The sequence below is a fragment of the Nakamurella leprariae genome (assembly GCF_016918035.1).
Taxonomy (GTDB): Bacteria; Actinomycetota; Actinomycetes; order Mycobacteriales; family Nakamurellaceae; genus Nakamurella; species Nakamurella leprariae.
Map to the genome: position 1 here is coordinate 124,896 of NZ_JAERWK010000020.1, position 23,780 is coordinate 148,675.

22 protein-coding genes are annotated in these 23,780 nt (G+C 71.9%); 4 read left to right on the plus strand and 18 right to left on the minus strand.

The window, feature by feature from the left end; translation table 11 throughout:
* Nucleotides 1-34: 34 nt before the first annotated feature.
* From JL106_RS15500 to JL106_RS15515, 4 genes are all read right to left on the minus strand, one after another.
* Complete coding sequence (locus JL106_RS15500) at nt 35-1,018, minus strand: M29 family metallopeptidase (protein ID WP_205261634.1); 984 nt, start codon at nt 1,016-1,018, stop codon at nt 35-37.
* Nucleotides 1,019-1,086: 68 nt separating this feature from the next.
* A complete protein-coding gene (locus JL106_RS15505) occupies nt 1,087-2,091 on the minus strand; it encodes an LLM class flavin-dependent oxidoreductase (protein WP_205261635.1) in 1,005 nt (334 codons plus the stop codon).
* 28 nt (nt 2,092-2,119) lie between these two features.
* Nucleotides 2,120-3,340, minus strand: a complete 1,221-nt coding sequence (locus JL106_RS15510) for a M20 family metallopeptidase (protein ID WP_205261636.1) — start codon at nt 3,338-3,340, stop codon at nt 2,120-2,122.
* A 123-nt stretch (nt 3,341-3,463) separates the two neighbouring features.
* Nucleotides 3,464-4,126: a GntR family transcriptional regulator gene (locus JL106_RS15515; protein ID WP_205261637.1), complete on the minus strand. Its 663-nt coding sequence runs from the start codon at nt 4,124-4,126 to the stop codon at nt 3,464-3,466.
* Nucleotides 4,127-4,374: 248 nt separating this feature from the next.
* Between JL106_RS15515 and JL106_RS15520 the strand changes: the two genes are divergently transcribed.
* Nucleotides 4,375-5,874: an aldehyde dehydrogenase family protein gene (locus JL106_RS15520; protein WP_205261638.1), complete on the plus strand. Its 1,500-nt coding sequence runs from the start codon at nt 4,375-4,377 to the stop codon at nt 5,872-5,874.
* 126 nt (nt 5,875-6,000) lie between these two features.
* Nucleotides 6,001-6,669, plus strand: coding sequence for a GntR family transcriptional regulator (locus tag JL106_RS15525; RefSeq protein ID WP_205261639.1), 669 nt, complete (start codon nt 6,001-6,003; stop codon nt 6,667-6,669).
* A gap of 41 nt (nt 6,670-6,710) precedes the next feature.
* On the opposite strand, the gene JL106_RS15530 is transcribed toward JL106_RS15525, so the two are convergent.
* The 9 genes from JL106_RS15530 to JL106_RS15570 form a co-directional block, all read right to left on the minus strand.
* A complete protein-coding gene (locus JL106_RS15530; RefSeq protein WP_236007746.1) occupies nt 6,711-7,553 on the minus strand; it encodes an ABC transporter ATP-binding protein in 843 nt (280 codons plus the stop codon).
* Between the two features lies 1 nt (nt 7,554).
* The gene (locus tag JL106_RS15535; RefSeq protein WP_205261640.1) at nt 7,555-8,427 is read right to left on the minus strand and encodes an ABC transporter permease; all 873 of its coding nucleotides are present in this window, start codon (nt 8,425-8,427) and stop codon (nt 7,555-7,557) included.
* Between the two features lie 113 nt (nt 8,428-8,540).
* Nucleotides 8,541-9,215, minus strand: coding sequence for a thiaminase II/PqqC family protein (locus JL106_RS15540; RefSeq protein ID WP_205261641.1), 675 nt, complete (start codon nt 9,213-9,215; stop codon nt 8,541-8,543).
* Between the two features lie 59 nt (nt 9,216-9,274).
* The gene (locus JL106_RS15545; RefSeq protein WP_407940179.1) at nt 9,275-10,348 is read right to left on the minus strand and encodes an ABC transporter substrate-binding protein; all 1,074 of its coding nucleotides are present in this window, start codon (nt 10,346-10,348) and stop codon (nt 9,275-9,277) included.
* Between the two features lie 118 nt (nt 10,349-10,466).
* Nucleotides 10,467-11,792, minus strand: coding sequence for an amidohydrolase family protein (locus JL106_RS15550; RefSeq protein ID WP_205261643.1), 1,326 nt, complete (start codon nt 11,790-11,792; stop codon nt 10,467-10,469).
* A gap of 158 nt (nt 11,793-11,950) precedes the next feature.
* Nucleotides 11,951-13,339 (minus strand): GMC family oxidoreductase, encoded by a 1,389-nt coding sequence (locus JL106_RS22190; protein WP_205261644.1) that lies wholly within the window; start codon nt 13,337-13,339, stop codon nt 11,951-11,953.
* Nucleotides 13,336-14,355, minus strand: a complete 1,020-nt coding sequence (locus JL106_RS15560) for an amidohydrolase family protein (RefSeq protein WP_205261645.1) — start codon at nt 14,353-14,355, stop codon at nt 13,336-13,338. Before JL106_RS15560 ends, JL106_RS22190 begins: the two co-directional genes overlap by 4 nt.
* A gap of 84 nt (nt 14,356-14,439) precedes the next feature.
* On the minus strand, nt 14,440-15,153 hold the full coding sequence (tenA, locus tag JL106_RS15565) for a thiaminase II (RefSeq protein WP_205261646.1): 714 nt from the start codon (nt 15,151-15,153) through the stop codon (nt 14,440-14,442).
* Nucleotides 15,154-15,161: 8 nt separating this feature from the next.
* On the minus strand, nt 15,162-16,517 hold the full coding sequence (locus tag JL106_RS15570; protein ID WP_205261647.1) for an NtaA/DmoA family FMN-dependent monooxygenase: 1,356 nt from the start codon (nt 16,515-16,517) through the stop codon (nt 15,162-15,164).
* Between the two features lie 215 nt (nt 16,518-16,732).
* Between JL106_RS15570 and JL106_RS15575 the strand changes: the two genes are divergently transcribed.
* Together JL106_RS15575 and JL106_RS15580 are read left to right on the plus strand one after the other, a co-directional pair.
* A complete protein-coding gene (locus JL106_RS15575; RefSeq protein ID WP_205261648.1) occupies nt 16,733-17,164 on the plus strand; it encodes a PGPGW domain-containing protein in 432 nt (143 codons plus the stop codon).
* A gap of 114 nt (nt 17,165-17,278) precedes the next feature.
* Complete coding sequence (locus JL106_RS15580; protein WP_236007747.1) at nt 17,279-18,955, plus strand: ATP-dependent DNA ligase; 1,677 nt, start codon at nt 17,279-17,281, stop codon at nt 18,953-18,955.
* A 146-nt stretch (nt 18,956-19,101) separates the two neighbouring features.
* Here JL106_RS15580 and JL106_RS15585 read toward each other — a convergent pair whose 3' ends face one another.
* From JL106_RS15585 to JL106_RS15605, 5 genes are read right to left on the minus strand one after another with little or no spacing between them, the layout of a single operon-like run.
* Nucleotides 19,102-19,902, minus strand: a complete 801-nt coding sequence (locus JL106_RS15585; protein ID WP_205261649.1) for a hypothetical protein — start codon at nt 19,900-19,902, stop codon at nt 19,102-19,104.
* A 49-nt stretch (nt 19,903-19,951) separates the two neighbouring features.
* The gene (locus JL106_RS15590; protein WP_205261650.1) at nt 19,952-21,646 is read right to left on the minus strand and encodes a hypothetical protein; all 1,695 of its coding nucleotides are present in this window, start codon (nt 21,644-21,646) and stop codon (nt 19,952-19,954) included.
* The gene (locus JL106_RS15595; protein ID WP_205261651.1) at nt 21,643-22,185 is read right to left on the minus strand and encodes a hypothetical protein; all 543 of its coding nucleotides are present in this window, start codon (nt 22,183-22,185) and stop codon (nt 21,643-21,645) included. Before JL106_RS15595 ends, JL106_RS15590 begins: the two co-directional genes overlap by 4 nt.
* Nucleotides 22,186-22,193: 8 nt before the next feature.
* Entirely contained in the window at nt 22,194-23,081 is an 888-nt protein-coding gene (locus JL106_RS15600; RefSeq protein ID WP_205261652.1) for a hypothetical protein, read from the minus strand.
* Nucleotides 23,078-23,638 (minus strand): MauE/DoxX family redox-associated membrane protein, encoded by a 561-nt coding sequence (locus tag JL106_RS15605; protein WP_328842536.1) that lies wholly within the window; start codon nt 23,636-23,638, stop codon nt 23,078-23,080. Before JL106_RS15605 ends, JL106_RS15600 begins: the two co-directional genes overlap by 4 nt.
* Between the last annotated feature and the right edge of the window lie 142 nt (nt 23,639-23,780).

A 23,780-nucleotide genomic window follows, 5' to 3' on the forward strand; every position in this document is an offset into this window, starting at 1 on the left:
CTGTCGTCAGTCGTACGGTCTGGAGATCGGCTGGTCAGTCATCGGCCAGCACGCCCGCCCGGATGACGGGGACGCCGTCGAGGTGGACGGTGGCGTCGCGCATGACGCAGTCCAGGTGGGCCACGGCGTCGACGGTCCCGCCGTAGGCGATCGAGTTGCCGAACGCCACGTGCGCGCTGCCCAGGGTCGACTCGGTCTCCATGGGCACCCCGCACACCGATCCCTGCGGGTTCAGCCCGACCGAGACCTCGGCCAGGTTGGTCATCCTCGGGTCCCGGCAGCGGGCCATCATCTCGGTGAGCCGGGCCGCCTCGTCACCGTCGGTGCCCACCAGCAGTCCGTCGCGGACGTGCAGCACGGCCGGGGCGGGCACCGGACCCGGCCCCATGAACAGGAAGTCGGCGTCGATGACGATGACGCCGGTGCTGCTGCCCTCGACCGGGGCGGTGCCCGACTCGATGTCCGGCGGAGCCATGTACTCCCCCGGCTCCCGGGCCACCCCGGTCAGCGCCCGGCCGCGGCGACCGGCCACCGACCCGCGCAGGTCGGTGCCGGCCGGCGTGGTGATCCGGTAGGTCGAGGCCGCCTCCCAGGCCCGGGCCAGCCGGTGGGTGGTGCGGGCCAGGGCGTCGAAGTCGACGTCGAACGGCCCGCCCAGCCGGAACGTGCCCGCGGTGACCGCCGGCATGCACAGGTAGCGGGTCCCGGCCGCGGATGCCTCCCGTCGGGCCCGACTGGACCCGATGAACGTGCTGGTCAGCTCGATCCCGCAGTCGGCGGCGGCCAACGCCGCGGCGGTGTCCGCCGGTGGTTCGCTGCCGGGCAGCGGATACACCGGCAGCACCCGCTCCACCGGCTCTGCGCGGCGCTCCCGGATGCCGGCCATCAGCCCGGCGACCACAGCCCGGTCGGTCCCGGCGTCGGTGAGCAGCACGACCGTCTCCCCGGCCCGCAGACCCAGACAGGTGTCGAGCGCACGGGACACCGTCCGGTCCGGGAGCATCGGCATCGCGGTCATCTGTCGGCATCCATCAGCCGGGGCCCATCAGACTGGCCCATCAGACTGGGCCCATCAGACGGTACCCATCACGCAGTCGCCGCCGGGGCCGGGAAACAGGACGCGAACTGCGCGACGGTGGCCATCCGGTAGTCGGCGTCCCCGCCCAGCGGGAAGACGGTGAAACCGTCGACTCCCAGCGCCTCCAGGTTGGTGATGTGCTCGGCCACCGCGGCCTTGTCACCCGAGAGCGACATGCGGTGCACGAAGTCCTCGGGCAGCAGCGCGGCCGCCTTCGCCGCCTCCTGGAACTCGCCGCCCTGGTACATCCCGCGGACCCGCTCGATGAGCGCCGGATCGAGCCCGGCCAGCTCGCAGTACACCGGGGCCGTCTGCGGGAACCACGCCGCGATGGTCCGGGCCGCGGCCAGCGCGCGCTCGCGGTCGTCGTCCACCGCGCCGTAGCCGAACACCGAGATCTTCGGCCGCTCGGTGCGTCCCGCCTGCTGCACCCCGCGGTCGATGTGCTCCAGGGCGTACCGCAGCCCGTCCGGGTGCAGCCCGGCCAGCAGCACCACCCCGTCGGCCACCCGGCCGGCCAGCTCCAGCGTCTTCGGCCCGGACGCCGAGATCCACACGGGGATCTCGGTCGGCACGTCGAACCGCATGTGCGCGTCGTCCAGGGCGAACCCGCGGTACTGGCGGGTCACCGTGGCTCCCGTCCACAACTCGCGTGCGGCGACGATCGCGTCCTCGAGCAGGGCCAGCTTCGCCGGCCTGAGCCCCAGGGCCAGCAACGGCCGGTCCCCGGCACCGAGCCCGTAGACGGCCCGGCCGCCGGACATCTCGTTGAGCGTGGCCGCGGCGACCGCGCCGAGCGCCGGGTGCCGGGTGACCGGGTTGGTCACCGCGTTGCCCAGGGTCATCCGCGCGGTGCGCATCGCCGCGATGGCCAGGTACATCGGGCTGTACTTGGAGTGCAGCGACGAGTCGGTGAGCCAGAACTCGTCGAAGCCCAGCCGTTCGATCTCCGTGACCATGTCCCCGAACTGCGCCGAGGGGTACACGGGCTGTAGTGCGACTCCGGTCCTCATCAGGGCACTCCTTCCCTCCGGCGCCGGCTCAGGCCTGCTCGGACCCGGCCAGCGCCATGGCGCAGAACGTCGCGTACACGCGGGTGGCTTCGATGATGTCCTCGACCGGGAGGTGCTCGTCGGGGCAGTACACCGGCTCCCCACCGGGCCCGAAGATGATGGTGGGGATGTCCTGGCCGAAGCTGGCGGTGTCACCGAGCCAGCCGGCCACCTGCAGGTCCGGCTCCTGACCCCGCACGGCCTCGACGGCTCGGCGCATCAGGCCGGTCACCGGGGCCTCGGGCGAGGCCAGGTACCCGCTCTTGACGTCGGCCAGCACCACCTCGGCCTGGAAGCGCGGCTCGGACTCCGCGGCCCGGGCCAGGCAGGCGTCGATCTCGGCGCGCACCTGCTCGATGGTGACGCCCGGCTGGGGCCGGCAGTCGACGCGGATGACGCACTCGTCCGGGATCATCGACGGCCCGCCCGGCGGCAGCCCGCCGTAGACGCGACCCGGCGCCATGTAGGTCTCCGGCCCGAACAGCTCGACCACCCAGTCCTCGAGCTGCGGCCGCAGCGCCGACTTGTCGAGCTCGATGATGGCGTGCGCGGCCAACATGTTGGCGTTCACCGCCAGCGGCTTGTGGCAGGTGTGCGCCGAGACGCCGCGGACGATGATGTCGAAGTAGTACCGCCCGCGGTGCCCCAGGAAGATCTCGTTGTCCGACAGCTCGCCGAGGATGCAGTAGTCCGCCGAACGGTCCTTGAAGTACTCGATGGAGCCGAGCTGGTCGCCCATGTGGTCGGAGACCGCGGCCATCGCGACTCGCCCGTTGACCGGCAGACCCGAGGCGCGCAGCGCCTCGATGGCCACGATCTGGCAGACCAGCGCCGCCTTCATGTCCATGATCCCGTGGCCGTAGATCGCGCCGTCGATGAGTTCGCCGGAGAACGGCTCGGTCTTCGTCCAGCCGTGTGAGACCGGCTTGGTGTCCATGTGCCCGGTGAGCACGACGGTCGGCCCCTGTTCCGGGGCGTCCCCGAAGTCGACGTGCCCGATGGCGTTCGGGCGCTCCGGCAGCACCGGCTGCAACTCGACGCCGGCGAAGCCCGACTCACGCATGACCTCGGCCAGGTGTGCGGCCAGCGCGCCCTCCTCGCCGAGGACGCTGGGGATGCGGCTGACCTCCTGGACCAGCCGGACCAGGCGGTCCGTGTCGATGCAGGCCGACACCTGCTCGTAGAGCGATGTGGCAGTGGGCGCGCCCATCGGTTCCTCCATCCGTGTATGAGATATCAGATCTTATCTGCTGGCCCGGCCGGGCACAGCGGCCCGGACCACAGTCCGTGTGAACAGTTCGTTACACCTGCGGCGGGGCCCGGTCCCCCTGCGTCAGTCGTCGACCGCGGGCAGGGCCGCGATCTGCACCTCGCGCACCTCGCGCAGGTGGGCCCGCAGCACCTCCTGTGCGCCCACGACGTCGTCGTCGCGCAGGGCATCCAGGATGGCGCGGTGCTGGGCCAGCGAGTCCGAGAAGCGGGCCGGGCCCGCCCCCAGCCTGCCCAGCCGGCGCAGGTGCAGCGCCAGCCGCTCGATGACACCGCGCAGCAGGGCGTTGTCGAGCAGGTCGAAGAACAGGTCGTCGAAGGCATCCAGACTGGTGCCCGCCTCGTCCAGGTCTCCCTGGTCCAGCGCCGCCGCGGTCTGCGTGATGTTGGCCTCCAACCGGTCCAGCACCTCCGGTCGGCCGGCCGCCATCCGCACGCACTCGCACTCCAGCAGCTCACGCGCCTCGTAGAGCTCCCGGGCGTCCTCCGCCGAGTAGGCCCGGGCCCGCGCGCCGCGGTACGGGGCGATCTCGACCAGGCCGTCGTGCTCGAGGCGGACGAGTGCCTCCCGGATCGGCGTCTTGCTGACGCCGAACCGGACGGACAGCGCGGTCTCACGCATCGACTCGCCCGGCCGGAACTCGTGCGCGATCAACGCGTCCCGCAGTCTGCGGTAGACGAGATCCTTCACCTGCACGGGCGCAACGGCGTCCCCGCTCACGGTCATGCGGCCCCTCCCGCGTCGTGGCCGGTTCCGACAGGCGGGCCGACTTCGTGCTCCGAACATGCTATCTGGGTCAAGGTGACGCGAGACCCCGTCTGCGGCAACGTTGTCCGGTCGAATTGTGAATTCCCTGTTACGCCTGGGCCGAGCCTCCGCCCGCGCTTGCGCGGCGCGATAGATTCGGGTGATTGCATATCAGATCTCATCTGCCGAGCGGGGACCGACCGTCCGGCACAGCGGACGGAGCCCCCATGGTCACTGATCTCGAAGCGACGCTGCGGCCGGAGGTCACCGCGTTCCTGCATCGTGACCACGCCTTGATCATCGGCGACCAGCGGCCGGCCGCCTCGGACGGCGGCCTGCTGGACGTGCACGACCCGGCCACCGGCGCGCTCATCGCCCGCGTCGCGGCGGGCACCGCGGCCGACGTCGACGCCGCGGTGGCGGCGGCGCGGGCCGCGCTGCCGGTCTGGAACGACCTGTCCCCCGCGGCCCGCGCCGATCTGCTGTGGCGCCTGGGCGAGGAGATCGAGCGCCGGGCCGTCGAGTTGGGCCAGCTGGACACCCTGGACAACGGCAAGCCCACCAGCGAGTCGGCGGCCCTGGACGTGCCGCTGTGCGCCTCGATCTTCAAGTACTACGCCGGCTGGGCCACCAAGATCGACGGCGAGACCATCACCCCGTCGGGCGGCGCCGCGTTCCACGTCTACACCCGGCGCGAGCCGGTCGGCGTGGTCGGCGCCATCATCCCGTGGAACTTCCCGCTGCTGATGGTCGGCTACAAGCTCGGGCCGGCGCTGGCCGCCGGCAACACCGTGGTGCTCAAGCCCGCCGAACAGACGCCGTTGTCGGCGCTGCGGCTGGTCGAACTGGCCCTGGAGATCGGCTTCCCGCCCGGGGTGATCAACGTGGTCACCGGCGACGGTGAGGGCGCCGGCGCCCCGCTGTCCCGGCACCCCGATGTCGACAAGATCACCTTCACCGGCGAGAACGCCACCGGACGAAAGATCCTCGAGGCGTCCGGGGCCAACATGAAGCGGCTGTCGCTGGAGCTCGGCGGCAAGTCGCCGAGCCTGGTCTTCGACGACGCCGACCTGGACGCGGCCATCGCCGGCACCTTCGGCGCCGTGTACTTCAACCAGGGCCAGTGCTGCATCGCCGGCGCCCGGGTGTTCGTGCACCGCTCGCTGTACGAGCCGTTCGTCGACGGCCTCGCCGCCAAGGTGCGGGCCATCCGGCTGGGCAACGGACTGGACCCGGCCACCACGATGGGGCCGGTGGTCAGCGGTGAACAGCAATCCCGGGTGAACGGCATGATCACCTCGGGCGTCGAGCAGGGCGCCACGGCGGTGGTCGGTGGCGGCACCGTGCGCCTGCCCGAACTGGCCGACGGCTTCTTCGTCGAGCCCACCCTGTTCACCGACGTGCACCGGGACATGACCATCATGCAACGCGAGATCTTCGGTCCGGTCGGCATGGTCGGCACGTTCGACACCGAGGAGGAGGCGATCGCGCTGGCCAACGACACCCAGTTCGGCCTGGCCTCCGGCATCTGGACCCGCGACGTCAAGCGCACCCACCGCGTCGCCGCGAAGATCAACGCCGGCGTGGTCTGGGCCAACACCTACGGCATGTTCGACGTGGCCATCCCCTACGGCGGCTTCAAGGCCAGCGGCTACGGCAAGGAGCTGGGTCGCGAGGCGCTCGATCCCTACCTGCAGACCAAGACGGTGTGGATCGACCTGGGCTGAGCACGGCGATGCCGGACGGGCGGGGGGCCCCCCCCCGGGGGGGGGGCCCGCCGTCGTGTTCCGGTGCCGCCGGCGGCTCGTGGCACGATGAGCCACGCGACGGCACCGGAACGAGGGAGTCACCAGGTGGCGGGGACGGACGAGAAGCAGCTCAACCCGCTGCAGATCAAGGAGCTGGTCTACGCCCGGCTCCGGCAGGCGATCATCGACCAGACGTTCAAGGCCGGCGAACCGCTGCGCGAGGCGGCGCTCGGCGAGCGGTTCGGCGTCAGCAAGACGCCCATCCGGGAGGCCCTCGTCCGGCTCGAGCAGGACGGCCTGGTGGAGATCGCCCCGTACCGCGGGGCCCGCGCCAAGCGCTACACCCAGGCCGATCTGCACGAGATCTACGCGGCGCGGGAGATCCTGGAGGCCGAGTGCGTCCGGCGTGCCGCGCTCGCGGACGACCCGGCACTGGTGGAGCGGCTCCGGGCCAACGTGGCTCGGACCGAGAAGGCGGTGGCCGCGGGTCGGCTGGCCGCAGCGGCCGACGCGCTGGACGAGTTCGACGAGATCCTGTTCTCGCAGCTGCACAACTCGCTGCTCGAGGAGATCCGCACCCGGCTGTCGGCCCACCTGCAGCGGGTCGGCCAGGTCGGCCGCAGCCGGGTCCGCTTCCAGAGCTCGGCCGACCAGCACCGGCGCATCGTGGACGCGATCGCCGAGGGCGACGCGGAGACCGCCGACGCCCTGCTGCGGGCACACCTGCACCACGTCCTCGAGTCCCAGCTGCCCTTGCTGGAACCCGAGCCGTGAGCCCGGAACGCTGATCCGGGCCCGGGATGCCGGGCCGGTCGTCAGCGCAGCGCCTTCTGCGCCTCGAACGCCTTGCGGGACTCCTCGTGCAGCACCTCGATGAGCTGCTCCTCGATCCGGACGAACTCCGGCGAGGTGGTCATCGACAGGTCCCGGGGCCGCGGCAGGTCCACCTCCACGTCGAGCCGCACCGACGCCGGCCGGGCACTGAGCACGATGACCCGGTCGGAGAGGTACACGGCCTCGCGGATGTCGTGGGTGATGAGCACCGCGGTCCAGGAGTGCTCGGCCCACACCTCCTGCAGCCAGGTCTGCATCTCGATCCGGGTCAACGAGTCCAGGGCCCCGAACGGCTCGTCGAGCAGCAGGATCTCGCGGCCCTGCACCACCGTGCGCAGCAGCGCGGCCCGTTGCCGCATGCCCCCGGACAGTTCGAACGGGAAGGAGTGCTCGAACCCCTTGAGACCGAACTGGGCGAACAGCCCGGCGGCCGCGCGACGGGCCTCCTTGCGCGGGGTGCCCTGCACCTCCAGCCCCAGCGCGGCGTTCTGCACGATGGTCCGCCACGGGAACAGCAGGTCCTTCTGCGGCATGTAGGCGGTGTGTTCGCGCTCGCCGTTGGCGACGGCACCGTCGATCAGCACGTCGCCCGAGGTGGGCGTCTCCAGCCCGGCGATGATGTTGAACATGGTGCTCTTACCGCACCCGGACGGGCCGATGACCGAGACGAACTCGCCCGGGCGGACCGAGAAGGAGATGTCGTCGATCACCTGACGGCGTTCGCCGCCGCCCAGCTCGAACTCGCGGAAGAGGTGATCCAGCCGGATGCGCGGGGTGCCCGCGGCCACATCGTCCGGCATGTCGTTCAGCATGTCGTTCGGCATGTCACTTCGCACTGCGCGCCTTCCTCTCCTTGAAGCTCCACGGGATGACCAGGCGCTCGATGGCGAAGGTCAGCAGGTACAGGCAGATGCTGAGCACGGCGGTGACCAGGACCGCGGCCAGCACGAGATCGGTGCGGAACGCGTTCTTCTGCACGCTCATGTAGATGCCCAGCCCCTGCTGGGCACCGACGTACTCCGCGAAGATGGCGCCGGTGACGGCGTAGGTGATGGCGATGCGCAGGGCGGTGAAGAACGTCGGCAGCGCCGACGGCAGGCGCACGAACAGGAACTCCTTGACCCGGCCCCCGCCCATGCTGCGCAGCAGGTTGGTGACCTCGCGGTCGGTCTTGTTGAACCCCTCGACCAGGCCCACGACGATCGGGAAGAACGTCACCAGCGCGACGACCAGCATCTTGGGCAGCAGCCCGAAGCCGAACCAGATGATCATCAGCGGCGCGATGGCGATGATCGGGATGGTCTGCGAGGCGACCAGCAGCGGCATCACCCCCCGGCGCAGCACCGGCGAGAAGTCGATCGAGACGGCGATGATCCAGGCCACCACCAGCGACACCGCGAACCCGGTGATGGTCACCTGCAGGGTCGCGCCGGCGTGCTCCAGGATCGTCGAGCGCTGGGCCCACCCCTGCTCGAGCACCCGGCTCGGCGGCGGCAGCACCTGGGGGCGCACCTCCAGCGAGCGGACCAGCACCTCCCAGACCGCGATGACGATGGCCAGGATGACCACCGACGGCACGACGTTGGCCCACAGGTTGCGGGTGCGCGGCCGGCGGCGACGGCGCGGCTGGACGGCCTGGGCGATGGGGTCCACCGGCCGGGCGCCCGCGCCCGTCGCCGTCTGCTGGACGTCGGTCATCGTGTGCTCCGTCCCACTGCCGGTGGCTCTGCTGGTGTCACTGCCCGTCCCACTGCCCCGTGTCACTGTCACTGTTCCCGTCCCATGTGCTGCCGTCGTGTCGCGCGCCCGGGTCACGTCCGGGGTCGTTGGTTCCAGAAGGCACGCTCGAGTCCGAGCGCGCGGTCGGTCAACTCCAGTGCCCGCTCCGGGGTGATGTCCAGGTCGTCGAGCAGCGCCAGGTGGCGTTCCATCGCGGCCTCGTACTCGTCGCCGCTGTAGATCCGCAGCCAGGTCGCGTACTCGCCGTCGCCGGTCGCCGCGGCGCGGAGCTGGGACAACGCGACTCCGTAGCCGTAGATGCAGGGCGTCATGCCGACCAGGGTGTCGGCGGCGTCGCCCTTGATCTCCTCGAAGAAGTCCAGGTAGTCACCGAGCTCGGTGGACGGCGTGGCCGACTCGAAGTCGCAGCCGAACGGGGCGGACGCCCGGCGGTGGTGGTCGAGTTCGGTCGAGTAGATCGCGGACGCGAGCTTCACGAACCGTTCGACCAGCTCGTCGTCCGTCGCGGCCGCGGCCAACCGCACGTAGATCCGCGCGTAGTAGGCGATGTAGAGGAAGTCCTGCTCGAGGTAGTTGCGGAAGACCGCGCGGTCGAGCGTGCCGTCGGCGATCCCCCGCAGCACGGGGAGGTCGATCCAGCCGGCGGCGACCTCGTCGATCCGCCCGCGGACGAGCCGGGTGATCGACGGACGGGCGGCGCCGGGGTCCGCAGTGGTGTCAGCGGCGCGTGGAGCGGTGTCTGTCACGGGTCGGTCCTCCGCGGGCAGGGGCGACGCCGACGGCGCCGCCCCTGCCCGGTCGTCGATCAGCCTTCGAGGTAGTCGTTGGTGAAGTACTGGCTCCAGTCGGGCGCCTCGGTCAGCGGGTCGCCGTCGGCGTCCACCAGCAGACCGGAGTCGAACAGGAAGGCCCCGAGCGCGTCCCACTGCTCCTGCGTCTGCCGGCCGAACTGCCCCTGGTCGTCGAGCATGAACTGCTCCGACAGCATGGTCTGGCTCTCGACCAGGAAGTCCAGGTCAGTGAGCACGTCGGCGTTCTCCTCCTGCAGGATCGCCGCGGCGCCGGCCGGATCGGCGATGGCGTCCTCGTAGCCACGGGCCATGGCCTGCACGAAGCCCTTGGCCACCTCGGGGTTGTCCTGCATCCAGGTGGTGTTGCCGACCACGATGACGGCGTAGTTGTCCGGGAAGCCGTAGTCGACGTAGTTGAAGTTCTTCAGCTCGACGCCGCGGTGCTCGGCCTCGATGCCCTCCCAGGCGATGAAGGGCACGGTGAAGTCGACGTCCCCGGAGTACAGCGCCTCGTAGGCGGTGGTACCCAGGATGACGCTCTCGAACTCCCCGGTGCCACCGGCGTCCTGGATGACGGCCTTCATGGTCGTCTCCTCGGCCGGGGTGCCGAACCCGCCGTAGACCAGTCCGTCGAGGTCGGCCGGACTCTGGATGTCGTCCCGGCTGGCGAGCACGCTGATGGCCGTCGTCCAGGTCTGCTCGACGGCCAGCACCGACTGCAGGTCGGCCCCGGCGGCCATCGGGACGGCCGACTGGTTCTGGAAGCCGATGCCGAACTCGGCCTGGCCAGCGTCGATGAGGACCTCGGGACTGCTGTTGTTGTAGGGCAGGATCTCGACGTCGATGCCGGCATCGGCGAAGTAGCCCTTGTTGATGGCCACGTACAGGCCGGTGTGGTTGGTGTTCGGTGTCCAGTCCAGCGCGAACCGCACGGTGGTCGGCGACTCGGGCTGGGACGACCCGGACGACCCGCCGGTGGTGCCGGCGGAACTCTCGGAGCCGGAATCGCTCGAGCAGGCGGCGAGAGCGCCGGCCAGCACGAGCGCCGTCGCGGCGGCAGCCGCGGCGCGAAGCTTCTTCACGGTCACATCCCTTTCGGGGGCAGGGGTGGGGAAGGGAGTCGGGGAATCACTCGGAGGGACTGAGGGGCCGGCCGGGCGGCCGGAGCGGGAGAGCCGGGACGCCGGGCCGGGACCCGGACGCGGCTCAGTGGTCCCGGCGGACCACCGTCATGCGGTTCACGGTGCGGCGGAAGGCCGCGTTGGTCTCGCGCACGATGCGGTCCTCGTCGACCGTCAACAGCTGACGGCCGCGCATGAGGACCCTGCCGTCCACGATCGTCGTGTCGACCGCCGATCCGTTGGCGGCGAAGACCAGGTGGCTGGTGATGTGGGTGGCGGTGTCCCGCAGCAGCGGAGTGAACTCCACCGAGTTCGTCTCGACCAGGATGATGTCGGCCTTGGCCCCGGGGACCAGCTGGCCGGTCTCGTGCCCGAGGGCGCGGGCTCCGTTGCGAGTGGCCATCCGCAGCACGTGGTCGGCCGGCATCACGCCGGCGTCCTGACGCTGCGCCCGGTGCATGAGCGAGGCGTACTTGAGCACCTCGAACATGTCCGCGCTGTTGTTGCACTCCACCGCGTCGTGGCCCAGGCCGACGTTGATCCCGGCCGCTTGCATCTCGGGCACCCGGGCGATGCCGTTGCCGAGCTTGGCGTTCGAGCTGGGGTTGTGCGAGATCGACGTGCCGGTCTCGGCCATCATTCCGATCTCGGCGTCGGACAGGTGCACGCAGTGCGCCGCGACCACGTCGGGACCCAGGAAACCGAGCTCGTATGCCAGTTCGGTGGGCCGGCGACCGAACCGCTCCAGGCTGTTCTCCACCTCGGACATGGACTCGTTGAGGTGGATGTGGATGCCGATGCCGAGGTCGGTCGCCGCCGCGCGCACGTCCCGCAGCAGTTCCGGCGAGGCCAGTGGCAGCCACTCGATGCCCATCCGCACCTGGACGCGCCCGCCGGCCGCGCCGTGACTGCGGTGGAAGGCGTCGATGTTGTCCTGCAGGGTGTCCAGGTCGTGCTCGTCGGTGGCGATGTCGTTGGACAGCACCGCCCGGATGCCGGTCTCCTCGGCCGCCACGGCCAGGGCATCCAGCCGGCGGTACATGTCGTTGACCGTCGTCACCCCGGCCTTGACGGACTCCGTGTAGCTGGCCATCGCCGCCCAGTAGGCCGCGTCGTGGTCCAGGGCCCGGATCATCGGGTACCAGCACTCGTCGAGGTACTCCCACAACGGCATGTGGTCGTTGTAGCCCTTGCCGAGCGCGGTGTGGAAGTGCAGGTCGACCAGCCCGGGCATGATGACCTTGTCGGTGGCATCGATGATCTCGGCGCCGGCGGCGGTCTCCGGCTCGGCGTCGGCCGGACCGATCCACGAGATGCGGTCGCCGTCGACGACCACGGTGCCGCGCTCCAGCCAGGTGCCCGCGTCATCGAGGGTCAGCACCATGCCGCCGCGCAGGACGAGCTGAGACATCGGGCCCCTTCCGATCGTGTCCGTCCACGGATCACATATGAGATCTCAGATTCGATCTGAGGGTAACGGCCGGGGCGGTTCCACCCCAGCCCGTGCGATCGATGTTCACAACTCGTCACACGCTCGAAACACGGCTCACAGCACTGCCCCCGGACCCGTCAGGGCTGCAACCCGAGGTCCTCGAGGATGATGCCGCCGGCCTTCCAGCCGATGGCCATGGTGACCAGGTTGGGGCCGCCGTCCGGGATCTTCGGCATGATCGAGGCGTCCACGATCTTCAGGTTGCCGGCGCCGATGACGTCGAGCCGGCGGTCGACGGTGCGGTCCATGCCGCACGAGGCGACCGGGTGGTTGTAGGTCTCCACCCGCCGCCGCAGCTCGCCCTCGAGATCGCCGGATCGCCACCAGGCGTCGCCCGGCACCGTGACCAGTCCGGTGGCGGCCAGGTCGTCGATGAGCGCGGCCGTCCGGGTCACGGCCACGGCCATCCGCGCCAGGTCGGAGGGCTCGACCAGGTGGCGCAACCGGATGACCGCCCGGTCGTCCGCCCCGCGGGTGATGCTGCCGCGGCTCACCGGCTGCATGAGCGCGACCGACACGCTCCAGCTGTCCCGGGGTGCGGCGTGGTCGTAGAGCCACTCCGAGAACGGGAAGACCTGGAACTCGTCGGTCGGGTCGTCGTGCACCGGCGCCCGCAGCAGCGACCCGGAGACGGGCCGGGCGAAGATGTCCGCCTCGTCGCGGGCCTGCACGTTCATCATCACCCACGGGTGGTCCTGCAGACCGACCCCGATCTGCGGAGCGTCGATGCCCGACCGCCAGAGCACCTCGGGGGTGCCGTAGGTGCCGCAGGACACCACGACGAGATCGGCCGCCAGCGTCTCCGCGCCGTCCGGTCCCTCGATCTCCACCCCCACCGCCCGGGAACCCTCCATCACCACCCGGCGCACCATGGTCCGGTCCCGGAGCTGGATGCGGGACCGCAGCAGCGGGGCCACGGCCGCCAGGGCCCCCCAGCGCCCGCCGTCCACCCGGTTCGTCGGCCACGGTCCGTACCCCTGGGTGCCAGGTGCGTTGTGGTCCGGGCACTCCCGGTGACCGGCGCGGGCGCACGCGGCGAAGAACGCCTCGTCCAGCGGACCCTGGGACAGCCGGGTGACGTGGATGGGGCCGGCGTCGCCGTGGTACGGGCGGTCGCCGAACTGCTCGTCGGTCTCGATCGCGCGCATGGCCGGCAGCAGGTCGTCCCACTGCCATCCCGGTCCCCAGCCGTCGAACCCGCTGGGCTGGCCGCGCGAGCCGGCCGCGGCGTTGACCGTCGAGCCGCCGCCGAGGACCTTGCCGCGGATGAGATGCGCGCCGGTGTCGGCGTCCGAGTAGTCCCAGTCGTGCTCGGGGTACCCGTGTTCGTGCAGGAACCGGGCCGGGACCGGGTCACCGGGGTCGATGCCGGCCTCGAGCACGGTGACGTCGGCGGCGTCGGCGATGCGGTGGGCGGCGAGCAGCCCACCGTTGCCGCCCCCGATGATGACGACCTTGGGCTTCACGCCGCGACCTCCAGTCCCAGCAGCGCGGCGAAGTTGTCACCCATGACGCCGTCGAGCTTGTGCTGCGCGATGGGCGGCAGGCCGAGCCGGTCCGCCTCCTCGTTCACCGTCAGCAACTTGTCCCGCAGCGCCACCGGGTCGTACAGGAAGCCCGGGTAGTCGGTCCCGAACATGATCTTCTCCAGCGGCACGAACATCGGCTCCGCCCGCGACAGGTACAGGAACAGGTCTCGCCGGGTGACGGTGGCGATGTGGTAACTGATCTCGGTGTAGAAGTTCGGGTGCTTGGTGAGCATGAACATCGCCTCGTCGACCCAGGGCGTGCCGCAGTGGGCGATGATCACCTTCAGGTCGCGGAACTCGCGGCCCAGGTCGTCCAGCATGGCCGGACGGGCGTACTCCATCTTGGCGTCGATCCGGGTGGAGCCGGCCTGGTGGATCATCACCGGGATGCCCAGGTCCCGCGCCGCGGCGTAGATCGGGAAGGCGTACTCCCGGTCGGCCGGCGACCAGTGCTGGTACATCGGGTACAGCTTGACCCCGGACAGCCCGTCCTGCTCGACCATCCGGCCCAGCTCGTCGACGGCGGCCCGGACCCCGCGGTAGCGCGGGTTGACCGACCCGAACCCGATGATCGTCTCGGGCTGCTGGCGCACGCAGCCGGCGATGTACTCGTTGCACCGCTCCGGATGCGGGTCACCGGTGACGTCGGTCTGGCCGTGCACGTCGACCGTCCCGATCAGCCGGCCGTCCAGCCACTGCGGGCTGATGGCCAGGGCCACCAGCTTGTCGAACCCGGGGTGCGCGGCGACGGTCTCGTCCGGGCCGACGACCCCGAACCCGTCCATCCCGTCCTCGGTCTCGACGGCCTCCCACTCGTGCTCGGTCGGGCAGCGGTGCGACGGCATCCGGCCGTGCGCCCGGTAGATGCACAGCGAGCCCTCGCGTCCGTACTGCTTGGTGAAGTCGGCGTCGCTGGCCAGCGACAGGATGTGGGTGTGCGCGTCGATCTGCACGGGAACGGCTCCTCAGGTCGGGCAGGGAGTTCGGGCAGGACGGTGGGCGGGCTGATGGGCGCGGGGTGGGCGGGACGAGACCCCTCAGCCGGTCTGGTCCGGCCAGAGCGTGCCGTGCAGCCCCTGGTCCCAGAACTGGCGCTCCAGACGGCATCCGGTGACGAAGATGTCGGCCAGCCGGGCCCGCTTGCGCTCGGTGAGCTCGGCCAGCTCGGGGTCGAAGGCCGCGCGCAACCCGTCGACCACGGCGGCGTAGTCGTCGGAGGCGAAGAAGGCGATCCAGTCGGCGTACACCGGATGGTCCACCACCTCCGACTGCAGGTGCCGGGCGATGTCGCCGTAGCTCCAGGCGCACGGCAGCAGCGCGGCCGAGATGTCCGCCGCGTCACCGGATCCGGCCAGCGCCAGCAGCCAGGAAGTGTAGGCCACGGTGGCCGGGGCCTTGACCGTCTCGGCCTCGGGCACCGGCCCGGCCAGCTCGACGACCGCGTCCCGCAGCCGCTCGTTCTGCGGGATCTCGACGTCGACGATGTTCATCACCGAGCGGGCGAAGGACGTCAGCGTGGCGTCGTCCTGGGCCCGGGCCGCCCCGGAGGCCAGCATCCGCGCGTAGTCGGGCAGGTAGAGCAGGTTCTGCGTGACGTAGAAGCGGAACCGCTCCGGCGGCAGCACGCCGGTGGCCAGCCGGAGCGGGAACTCGTGGTGCACCAACGGGTCGTACACCGCCCGGGCGTGCTCGCGCAGTTCCGCGGTCGTGCGCGGCGCGCGGTCCGAGGTGGTGCTCGTCGGGCTGGTCATCACACTGGTCACAGGGCCATCTCCGGCGCTCGGGTCTGGGTGAAGTGGTCTCGCAGGGTGGTGCCGGCGTACTCGGTGCGGTACAGACCGCGGTCCTGCAGTTCGGGGACGACCAGGTCGACGAACTCCTCGATGCCCTCGGGCAGCACCGAGGCGTTGACGTTGAAGCCGTCGGCGGCGCGGGAGGTGAACCACTCGGCCATGTGGTCGGCGACCATGCTCGGGGTGCCGATGCTGGTGAGGTGACCGCCACCGGCGGAGATGCGGCTGAGCATCTCCCCCACCGTCACCCGACGTCCGTCGTCGTCACGGGACAGTGTCTGCATCATGACGTACCGGCCCTTGGGACCCTGGAAGTCCTCCAGCGACGGCAGTTCCGGCATCTCGTCGTCCGGATCCCAGTGTGAGCAGTCGATGCCGATGTAGCCGCTGAGGGTGTCCAGCTGCTTGGGCAGCGACTTGAGCGAGTCCAGCCAGCGCTTCTTGTCCCGCGCCTCGGCCAGGGTGTCGCCGATGACGGTGACGATGCCGGGCAGCACGGTGATGTCCTGCTCGCGCCGGCCGTGGGCCACCGTCCGGCGCTTGATGTCCTCGTAGTACTCCCGCGCGTCCTCGAGCGTGGAGCCGATACCGTAGATCGCCTCCGCGTACCGGGCGGCCAGCTCCCGACCCTCCACCGACGCCCCCGCCTGTACCAGCACCGGGCGGCCCGCCCGGGTCTGCGGGATGTTGAGGCCGCCGTGGATCCGGAACTCCCGCCCGTGGTGGTCCAGCCGGCCCAGCCGGGAGGCGTCCAGGAACACCTCGCCCTGCTTGTCCATCACCACCGCGTCGGCCGGGTATGAGTCCCACAGCTCGAACAGCAGCTCGGCGAACTCCTGGGCGCGGGCGTACCGGGTGGTGTGGTCGGGCAGGGCGTCCATGCCGTGCAGCCGCGCCTCGACGTCGCTCTGCGAGGTGACCAGGTTGACGCCGGCCCGGCCGCCCGAGATCAGGTGCAGCGAGGCGATGGACCGGGCCGCGTTGGCCGGGTGGTGCAGCGAACTGGACACGGTGGCGACCAGGCCGATGCGTTCGGTCCGGGCCGCGATGTAGGACAGCAGGGTCAGCGGCTCGAACATGGACGCGGTGCTGACGTCCTCGCGCTGGTAGACCGCCTGCTGGCTGTCGGCCAGGAAGACGGCGTCGAACAGGCCCCGCTCGCAGGTCCGGGCCAGGTCGGCGAACCAGTCCGGGGAGAAGGCGTCGGCCAGGGCGGTGGAGGCCCGCTGCCACGCGGAAGGATGGTGGCCGTACAGGCGCATGAACAGGTTGAGGTGCATCAGGCGACCGCTGTCGGCCGTCGCGTGCTGGTCCTTGGACACTGTCGTCCTCTTCCGGTCGCCGGGACCTCAATAGGATCTAATATCTTATTTATCCACGGTTGCCAAGGTGTTACGAGCTCGTTTCGCGCGACGGGAACGGTCCGCCGGTCCTGGATGGTGAGCCTGATGCGAACGAGCTGGAACTGCCCCGACGCCGGAGCCGTTGTCCCCGCGGTGCCCGTCCCGCACCGGAGGAGGATGGAACCGTGCGGCACATGAAGACGGCGGTGTTGGCGTGCCTGGGCGGTCTCCTGCTGCTCGGAGGGATCGCGCTGCTGGTGCTGCCCGGGCCTGGGTTCGTCCTGGTCGCGGCGGGCCTGGCCATCCTGGCCACCCAGTTCGACTGGGCCAAGCGACCGCTGGAGTACGCCAAGGTCAAGGCCGAGCAGGGTGTCCACGAGGTGGCCCGCAGCTGGTGGCGGGCGGCGTTCGCGGTCGCCTGCGCGGTCGCCCTGCTGGTGGTCGGGGTGCTCGGTCTGCTCGGGGTGGACCTGCCGTTGGTGAACCGCATGTCCGCGGTGCTGCTCCTGCTCAGCGGCATCGCCCTGATCGGCACCGTGGTCTACGCCCGGGTCCGCGGGCCGCGCGCCGACCCCGCCCGGCACCGCGACGCCGGCACCACCGTGGCCACCGCGCCGCCGGACTGAGGAGCAGGCCGCAGCGAGGCACGAGCGGAGGGCCGGATCCGACCGCCCAGCACTGATCCCCGTCCCGCCGTCATGACCACCCCGCTGTCGGGGGCAGGGTCCACGATGACGAGCATGCTGCTGTCGACCCTGGCCCAGGCCTCCGCCGAACTGGCCGCCACCCGTTCCCGCACGGCCAAGCGGGTCGTCATCGCGTCCGTGGTCCGGCAGGCGGTGCTCGACGGTGCTGACGACGGCGCGGCCGACGAGCTGCGTGTGGTGGTCACCTACCTGACCGGGTCGCTGCGGCAGCGTCGCACCGGCATCGGCTGGGCCACGCTGCGCGACGCACCCGCCCCCGCGGCCGCGCCGTCGCTGACCGTGGGCGAGGTCGACGCGGCATTCGCGGCGACGGCGGAACTGGCCGGGGCCGGTTCGGCGGCCGCCCGCACCGGGGCGGTGGCCGCGCTCTTCGCCCGGGCCACCGCACCCGAACAGCACCTGCTGCGCGGGCTGATCGCCGGGGAGCTGCGCCAGGGGGCGCTGGAGTCGGCCGTGCAGGACGGGGTGGCCGCCGCCTTCGGGGTGCCGGTGGCGGCGGTGCGCCGGGCGGCCATGCTGCTCGGGTCCACCCCGGAGGCGGCCGCGTTGATGGCCGGGCAGGTGCCCGGCGGCGCCGCACCGGACGGGACGGCCGACGAGGCCGCGCCCCTGGCCGATCCGGCCACGGTGCTGCAGGCGCTGGCCGCGTTGCGCATCCGGGTCGGACAGCCGGTGCACCCGATGCTGGCGGCCAGTGCCCCGGACCCGGCCGGCGCGGTGGCGAAGACCGGGCTGCCCGCCGTGGTCGACGCCAAGCTGGACGGCATCCGCATCCAGGTGCACCGCAGCGGCCCGGAGGTCCGCCTGTTCACCCGCAGCCTGGACGAGATCACCGGACGATTGCCGGAGATCGTCGCCGCGGTGCGGTCGCTGGACGTCCGAGAGGTGGTGCTGGACGGCGAGGTGGTCGCGCTGGACGAGTCCGGCCGGCCGCGCGCCTTCCAGGAGATCGCGGCTCGGACCGCGACCGGGCGGCGGCACACGGGCGTCGACGACACCGCCGATCCGGCAGCCGCGGAGCTTCCGGCCGATCCAGGTCTGCCGTTGTCACTGTCCTGTTTCGACGTCCTGCACGTCGACGGCGACGACCTGCTGGACGAGCCGCTGCGCCGGCGCGACGAGGTGCTCACCCGGCTGGTGCCGGCGGCGCTGCGCATCCCGCGGACCTGGGCGGAGACGCCCGAGGTGGTGGAGGCGACGTTCCTGGACGCGGTCGCCGCCGGCTGGGAGGGCGTGGTGGTCAAGGCCCCGGACGCCGGGTACGCCGCCGGCCGGCGGGATGCGGGCTGGATCAAGGTGAAGCCGCGGCACACCTTCGACCTGGCCGTCGTCGCCGCCGAGTGGGGCTACGGGCGGCGGCAGGGCTGGCTGTCCAACCTGCACCTGGCCGCCCGGGACGAACGGTCCGGCGAGCTGGTCATGCTGGGCAAGACGTTCAAGGGACTGACCGACGCCACGCTGACCTGGCAGACCCAGCAGTTCCTCGCCCGGGAGCAACGACGGACGAAGACCACGGTCTGGGCCGACCCGCCGCTGGTCGCCGAAATTGCCATCGACGGGATCCAGCGCTCACCGCGCTACCCCGGCGGCATCGCGCTGCGCTTCGCCCGGGTGCTGCGCTACCGGGACGACAAGCGCGTGGACGAGGTCGACACCCTGCAGACCGTGCTGGCGCTCAGCGGTCCACCGGCCGCGGCCGGGGAGGACTGAGGGTCCACCGGTGAGCCGAGGGCGGTCGACGTCCGACCCCGCCCGATCACGTCCGACCCCGAACGACCAGGGCCGGACCCACCACCCCGGGCGCACACCCGTCACCCCAGGGTCGGACCTCCCGACAACCGGTTCCGTCGCGCCGGTCAGGCCGGCACGCGCACCGTGGCCGGCTCGGCCGCCACCTGCTCCGGCGCACCAGCCGGGCGCCGACGAGTCCCGAGCGCGAGCGCTCCCCCGGCCAGCACGATCACGACCAGCCCGGCGAACGCACCGAGCGCGCCCCCGGCCAGCACCACCGCCGCCACCAGCTGCGCGGCGATCGCCGCGCGCAGCGACCACGGGGCCACGGCGGCCAGCCGACGGTGCAGCCCGCGCAGCCGGTCCGGATCGCCGGCGCCGGCGCTGATCAGCACCGCGCTGCCCCGCACCAGCCCGAAGACCAGGCCGAACGCCAGCGCGAGCAGCGGGGAACCGGTCAGGGCGCCGAGCACCGGCACCACATACACGGCGGCGGTCATGATGTAGGTCGCGAAGCCGGCGCCGATCTGCGCGCCGAACCCGGAGGCGTACACCCAGCGCCGGTACCGGCTGAGCCACCGCTCGTTGACCTGCCGCGGATGCAACGGCAGCCGCAGCGGGACCCCCGGCAGGTCCGACAGCACGCCGACCAGGCAGACCGCCGCCCCGAGCGCGACCAGCACCACCGGCGCCGCGGGCAGCAGCCCGACCAGCAGCGCACCGACGGCGCCGAGCGTTCCGTACAGCAGCCCACCCAGGGCGGCACCGATGACGAACCACAGCGCGGTCAGGCCGTACCGGTTGCCCCGGGACGCCTCGCTGAACGGGTTGATGGCCGACACCATCGAGAGCCCGCACGGCGACCACACACCGCGCACAGCGGCCACCACCGCCAGCACCAGCGCCGTCCCACCGAGCATCGTCATCGTGCCGTCCCCCGTTCCCCCGTCGTTCCGATCAGCCGCACCGTCCCACTCACCCCGGCACCTGGACGCTGCCCGAACCGACCACCGGGTTCGGCCCCGGCGCCCCGACGTTGATGGCGAACACGGTGAACTCGTGCCGCCCCGGCGACGTGGGCACCCGGATGTCGAAGCCGTGGTCACCGGGGATGCCGAACACGCCGTTGACGTCCGGACGCGCCAGCCCCGTCGGGAACCACGCGATACCGATGCCGTCCCGGTAGACGGCGACATGGATGGCGGCTCCCGGGTCGTCGGGGTCGAACGCCCACCCGCTGAGCCGGACCTCACCCGCGGTGGCGGACAGTCCGTCCAGCCGTCCCAGCGGGAAGCCGGCGTCGCGCACCCGCCCGGACCCGATCACCGGGTTGACCGAGCCGCCACCCACGTTGATGGCGAACACGTCGACGGCGTGGTCCCCCGATGCGACGGGGATCGTGATGCGGAATCCGTGTTGACCCGGGATGCCGAAGACGGCGTTCACGTCCGGCCGCGGCACCCCGGTCGGCCACCAGCCTTCGCCCTGCCCGTTCCGGTACACCGCCACCTGGATGGCCTCACCAGGAGCATCCGGATCGAACGCCCAGCCCTGGAGCACCATGGTGTTGCCCGGGCCCGTCGAGACGCTGTCCAGCACGCCGCGCGGCAGGCCGGCGTTCGGGTCGGTCACCGTCACCCGCCGCGAGCCGATCACCGGGTTCGCCGCGCCACCCCCGACGTTGATCGCGAACACCGTGACCGTGTGCCCGCCGGCCGCGGCCGGCACCACGATGTCGAACCCGTGGTTGCCAGGCACCCCGAACGCGGCGTTGACGTCCGGGCGCGCCACCCCGGTCGGGAACCAGGCCACGCCGGCGCCGTCGAGGTAGACGGCGACCTGGATCTCCTGCTCCGGCAGGTCCTGGTCCAGCGCCCATCCGGTGATCCGGATGCCCAACCGCCCACCCGCGCCGCCGGAGTCGACCGCCGTGTCGAAGGACCCGATGGGCTCCCGGCCGTTGCACGGCGCCGAGTGCGTCGCAGTGCGGTTGTCCGTGGCGCTGGTGCTGGTGCAGACCCCGGCGTACTGCTGCCACGGCGGCGTGCAGGAGACCATCCGGCACACCACCGGCCCGGTCTGGGAGGCCGGGATGTCCAGCCGGCACTGCCCGTACCGGAACTGGTTGCAGGCCACCCGGCGTCGGTCGCAGCCCTGGTCGTTGCAGCGGCACTGCCAGGCGTTCTGGCCGCGGAAGGCGTTGCAGTCGATGTAGTACCGGGCGGCGCCGCCGCAGAACGAGCTGCTGTCGGCCTTCCACCAGCCGCCGATGAACGAGTTGGGCGGGCAGCTGTTGCTGCCGCCGTTGATGGTGCAGCAGAAGACCGAGTAGCCGTCGGCGCACTCGGCGTCCAGCCCGCACACCGCGTCGTAGGCCGAGGCGGGGCGGACCAGGTAGCCCCACGGGTTGACGGCCATGGCCGCCCCGACCAGCGCGGCGCCGCCGAAGAAGCCACGCCGGGACCGCCCGGATCCGCGGGCGTCGCCCTCGCTGATCTCGGTCAGTTCGGCGTCCGGCTCCGCGCCGCCCCGGTCCAGCACGGCCACCGGCGATCCGACGGCGGGTGCGGGGTCCACCCGGTCCCGCCGCCCGGCCAGCCGGTTGACCAACCGCTCGGCCAGCCCGGCCCTCGGTGCCCCGGCCGCTCCCGACGGGGAGAAGATGCTCATCGCGCCGCCACCTCGATCCCGCTCAGCACTGCGTTGACCTGCTCGATCAGGGCGGCCACCGTGGCCGGCGGGGTCCAGGACCCGATCACCACGTACAGACAGCACGGCCGGTCCGCCGCGGTGAAGAACATCTGGCAGCCGGACTGGCCGGGCAGCCGGCGCTGCAGCGCGTTCGGATGGAAGTCGGCCAGGCTGACCCGGGGCACGCCCAGCGGCGCGTAGAGCGCACTGCCCAGGCACTCGGCGCCGAACTCGAGCAGCCCGATGAAGATGTGCTGCCGGCCCATCCGTTCCACCGCGCTGGAGCCGTAGTCGCCGCGCACGGCCGGCAGCGGGAAGTTGGCTGCGTGCAGCACCGGCAGCATCTGCTCGCCGAGCCAGCCGTCGGCGCCGGCGTTCCCGGGGCCGGTGTCGGCGCGGGTCTGCGGGGTGAACGACGTGGTCGGGACCGGACGCCGGGAGATGCGCCCCTCCCAGCCGGCCGGCAGCTGTACGCCCAGGCCGTAGCCGCTCAGCGGCGTGACGGCGGGTGGGGACATCGGCGCGGTCATCGCCGCGGCCCCGGCTGGTCGGCGGTCCGGTCGGCGGCGGGCCCCGTGGTGTCCCCGCCGTACAGGCTCGGATGGCCGGGGCCGATGCCCGCGGCCAACAGCGCCCGGTCCACGTCGACCTCCCGGTCGGTGTCCGATCGCGGCTTGCGCACCGCCTGCGAGGCCAGCCCGACGCCGAGCGCACCGCCGTCGCCGACCGACTGACGGATGAGCCCGGACACCTGGGTGAGCGACGTCCCGGAGCCCTCGCCGGCGACGCGGCCGGAGCGGCCGTTCACCACGAGCACGTACGGCGAGCCGGGGACGCCGTAGTCGTCCCATGCCTGCGTGCTCATCACCAGGTCGATGCCGGGCGGGCAGAGGTCGGCGAGCAGCAGCTCGCTCTCCTGGTCCGGTCCCTTGGTCACCACCACCAGCCGAGCCGAGCCCAGCCCGCCGGTCAGCGCCTCCACCCCGGACCGGCCGGAGCGGGCCAGATCCCGCCAGAAGCTGGCACAGCCCGTGCACCCGGAGGACAGGAAGACCAGCACGGTGTCGTGCTCGACGCCCACCGCGCGCACGGTGACGACCTCGCCGCCGAGCGTCTGCCCGGCCAGGTCGTGCGCGGGTGGCCACTCCGCCTCCCGCCCGGTCACATCCTTGGTGGCAGCGGCCGAACCGGTGGCGGCGGCCCGGCGGGACGGGTCGGGCAGGTCCTGCACCCCCGCGCTCATCCGGAACTCCGGAGCCCCGACGGGGAGTCGATCAGCACCCTGCCCGGGGCTGCCCCCGTCCAGCGCGTGCAACCGGCGCAACACGTCGGCGTAGGCCCGGAGCAGACCGACGACCAGCACGGCCAGCACCACCACCAGGGCGAACAACACGATCAGCAGCGTGGTCGTCATCCGTTGGCCACCATCCGGTCCGGTTCGGAGAGCCGGCGCAGCAGCGCCGGCAGTGCGGTCATCAGCGTCATGAGCAGCCAGGCCAGCAGCAGCACGGCCGCGGTCAGCAGCAGCGCGTCGAGCACCGGGCCGGTGGTCACCGCCGACCACCAGGACGGCGGGTCGAGCACCGCGGCGAGGACCCCGACCGCCACGCCGACCAGGTTGACCACGACGTGCCAGCCGGTGAGCGGGGACGCGGCGGCGCCGAAGCAGCCGCAGTCGGCGCCGGGGGTCCGGACGGCGAGTTGCCAGGCCACCACGGCCAGCGCGGCGTAGCAGCCGGCGAGCAGTACGGCCGGCCAGCGTCCGCCGGGCCCGAGCACGGCCACCGCGACGGCGATCTCGGCCAGCCCGACCAACCGCATCAGCGGCACCCGGGCCAGCACGGTCAGCCCGGGGATGTCGGCCCGGTCCAGCGCGTCGACGGCGGGCAGCGGTCGCAGCAGTTTGGCCAGCCCGGCACCGGCGAGCAGCACCGCACAGGCCGCCAGCACCCCGACCAGCGCGTCCGCCATGCCCACCGCCGTCTCATCATCGGGACCACTCGGCGCCCCGGCGACCACCGGTAGCAGGGTCTGACTCTAGGTGTTGATCGCTGCCTGGCAAGGGATCTCGAGGACGAATCCACCGGACGTCGGTGACCCACCGTGGCCGCTC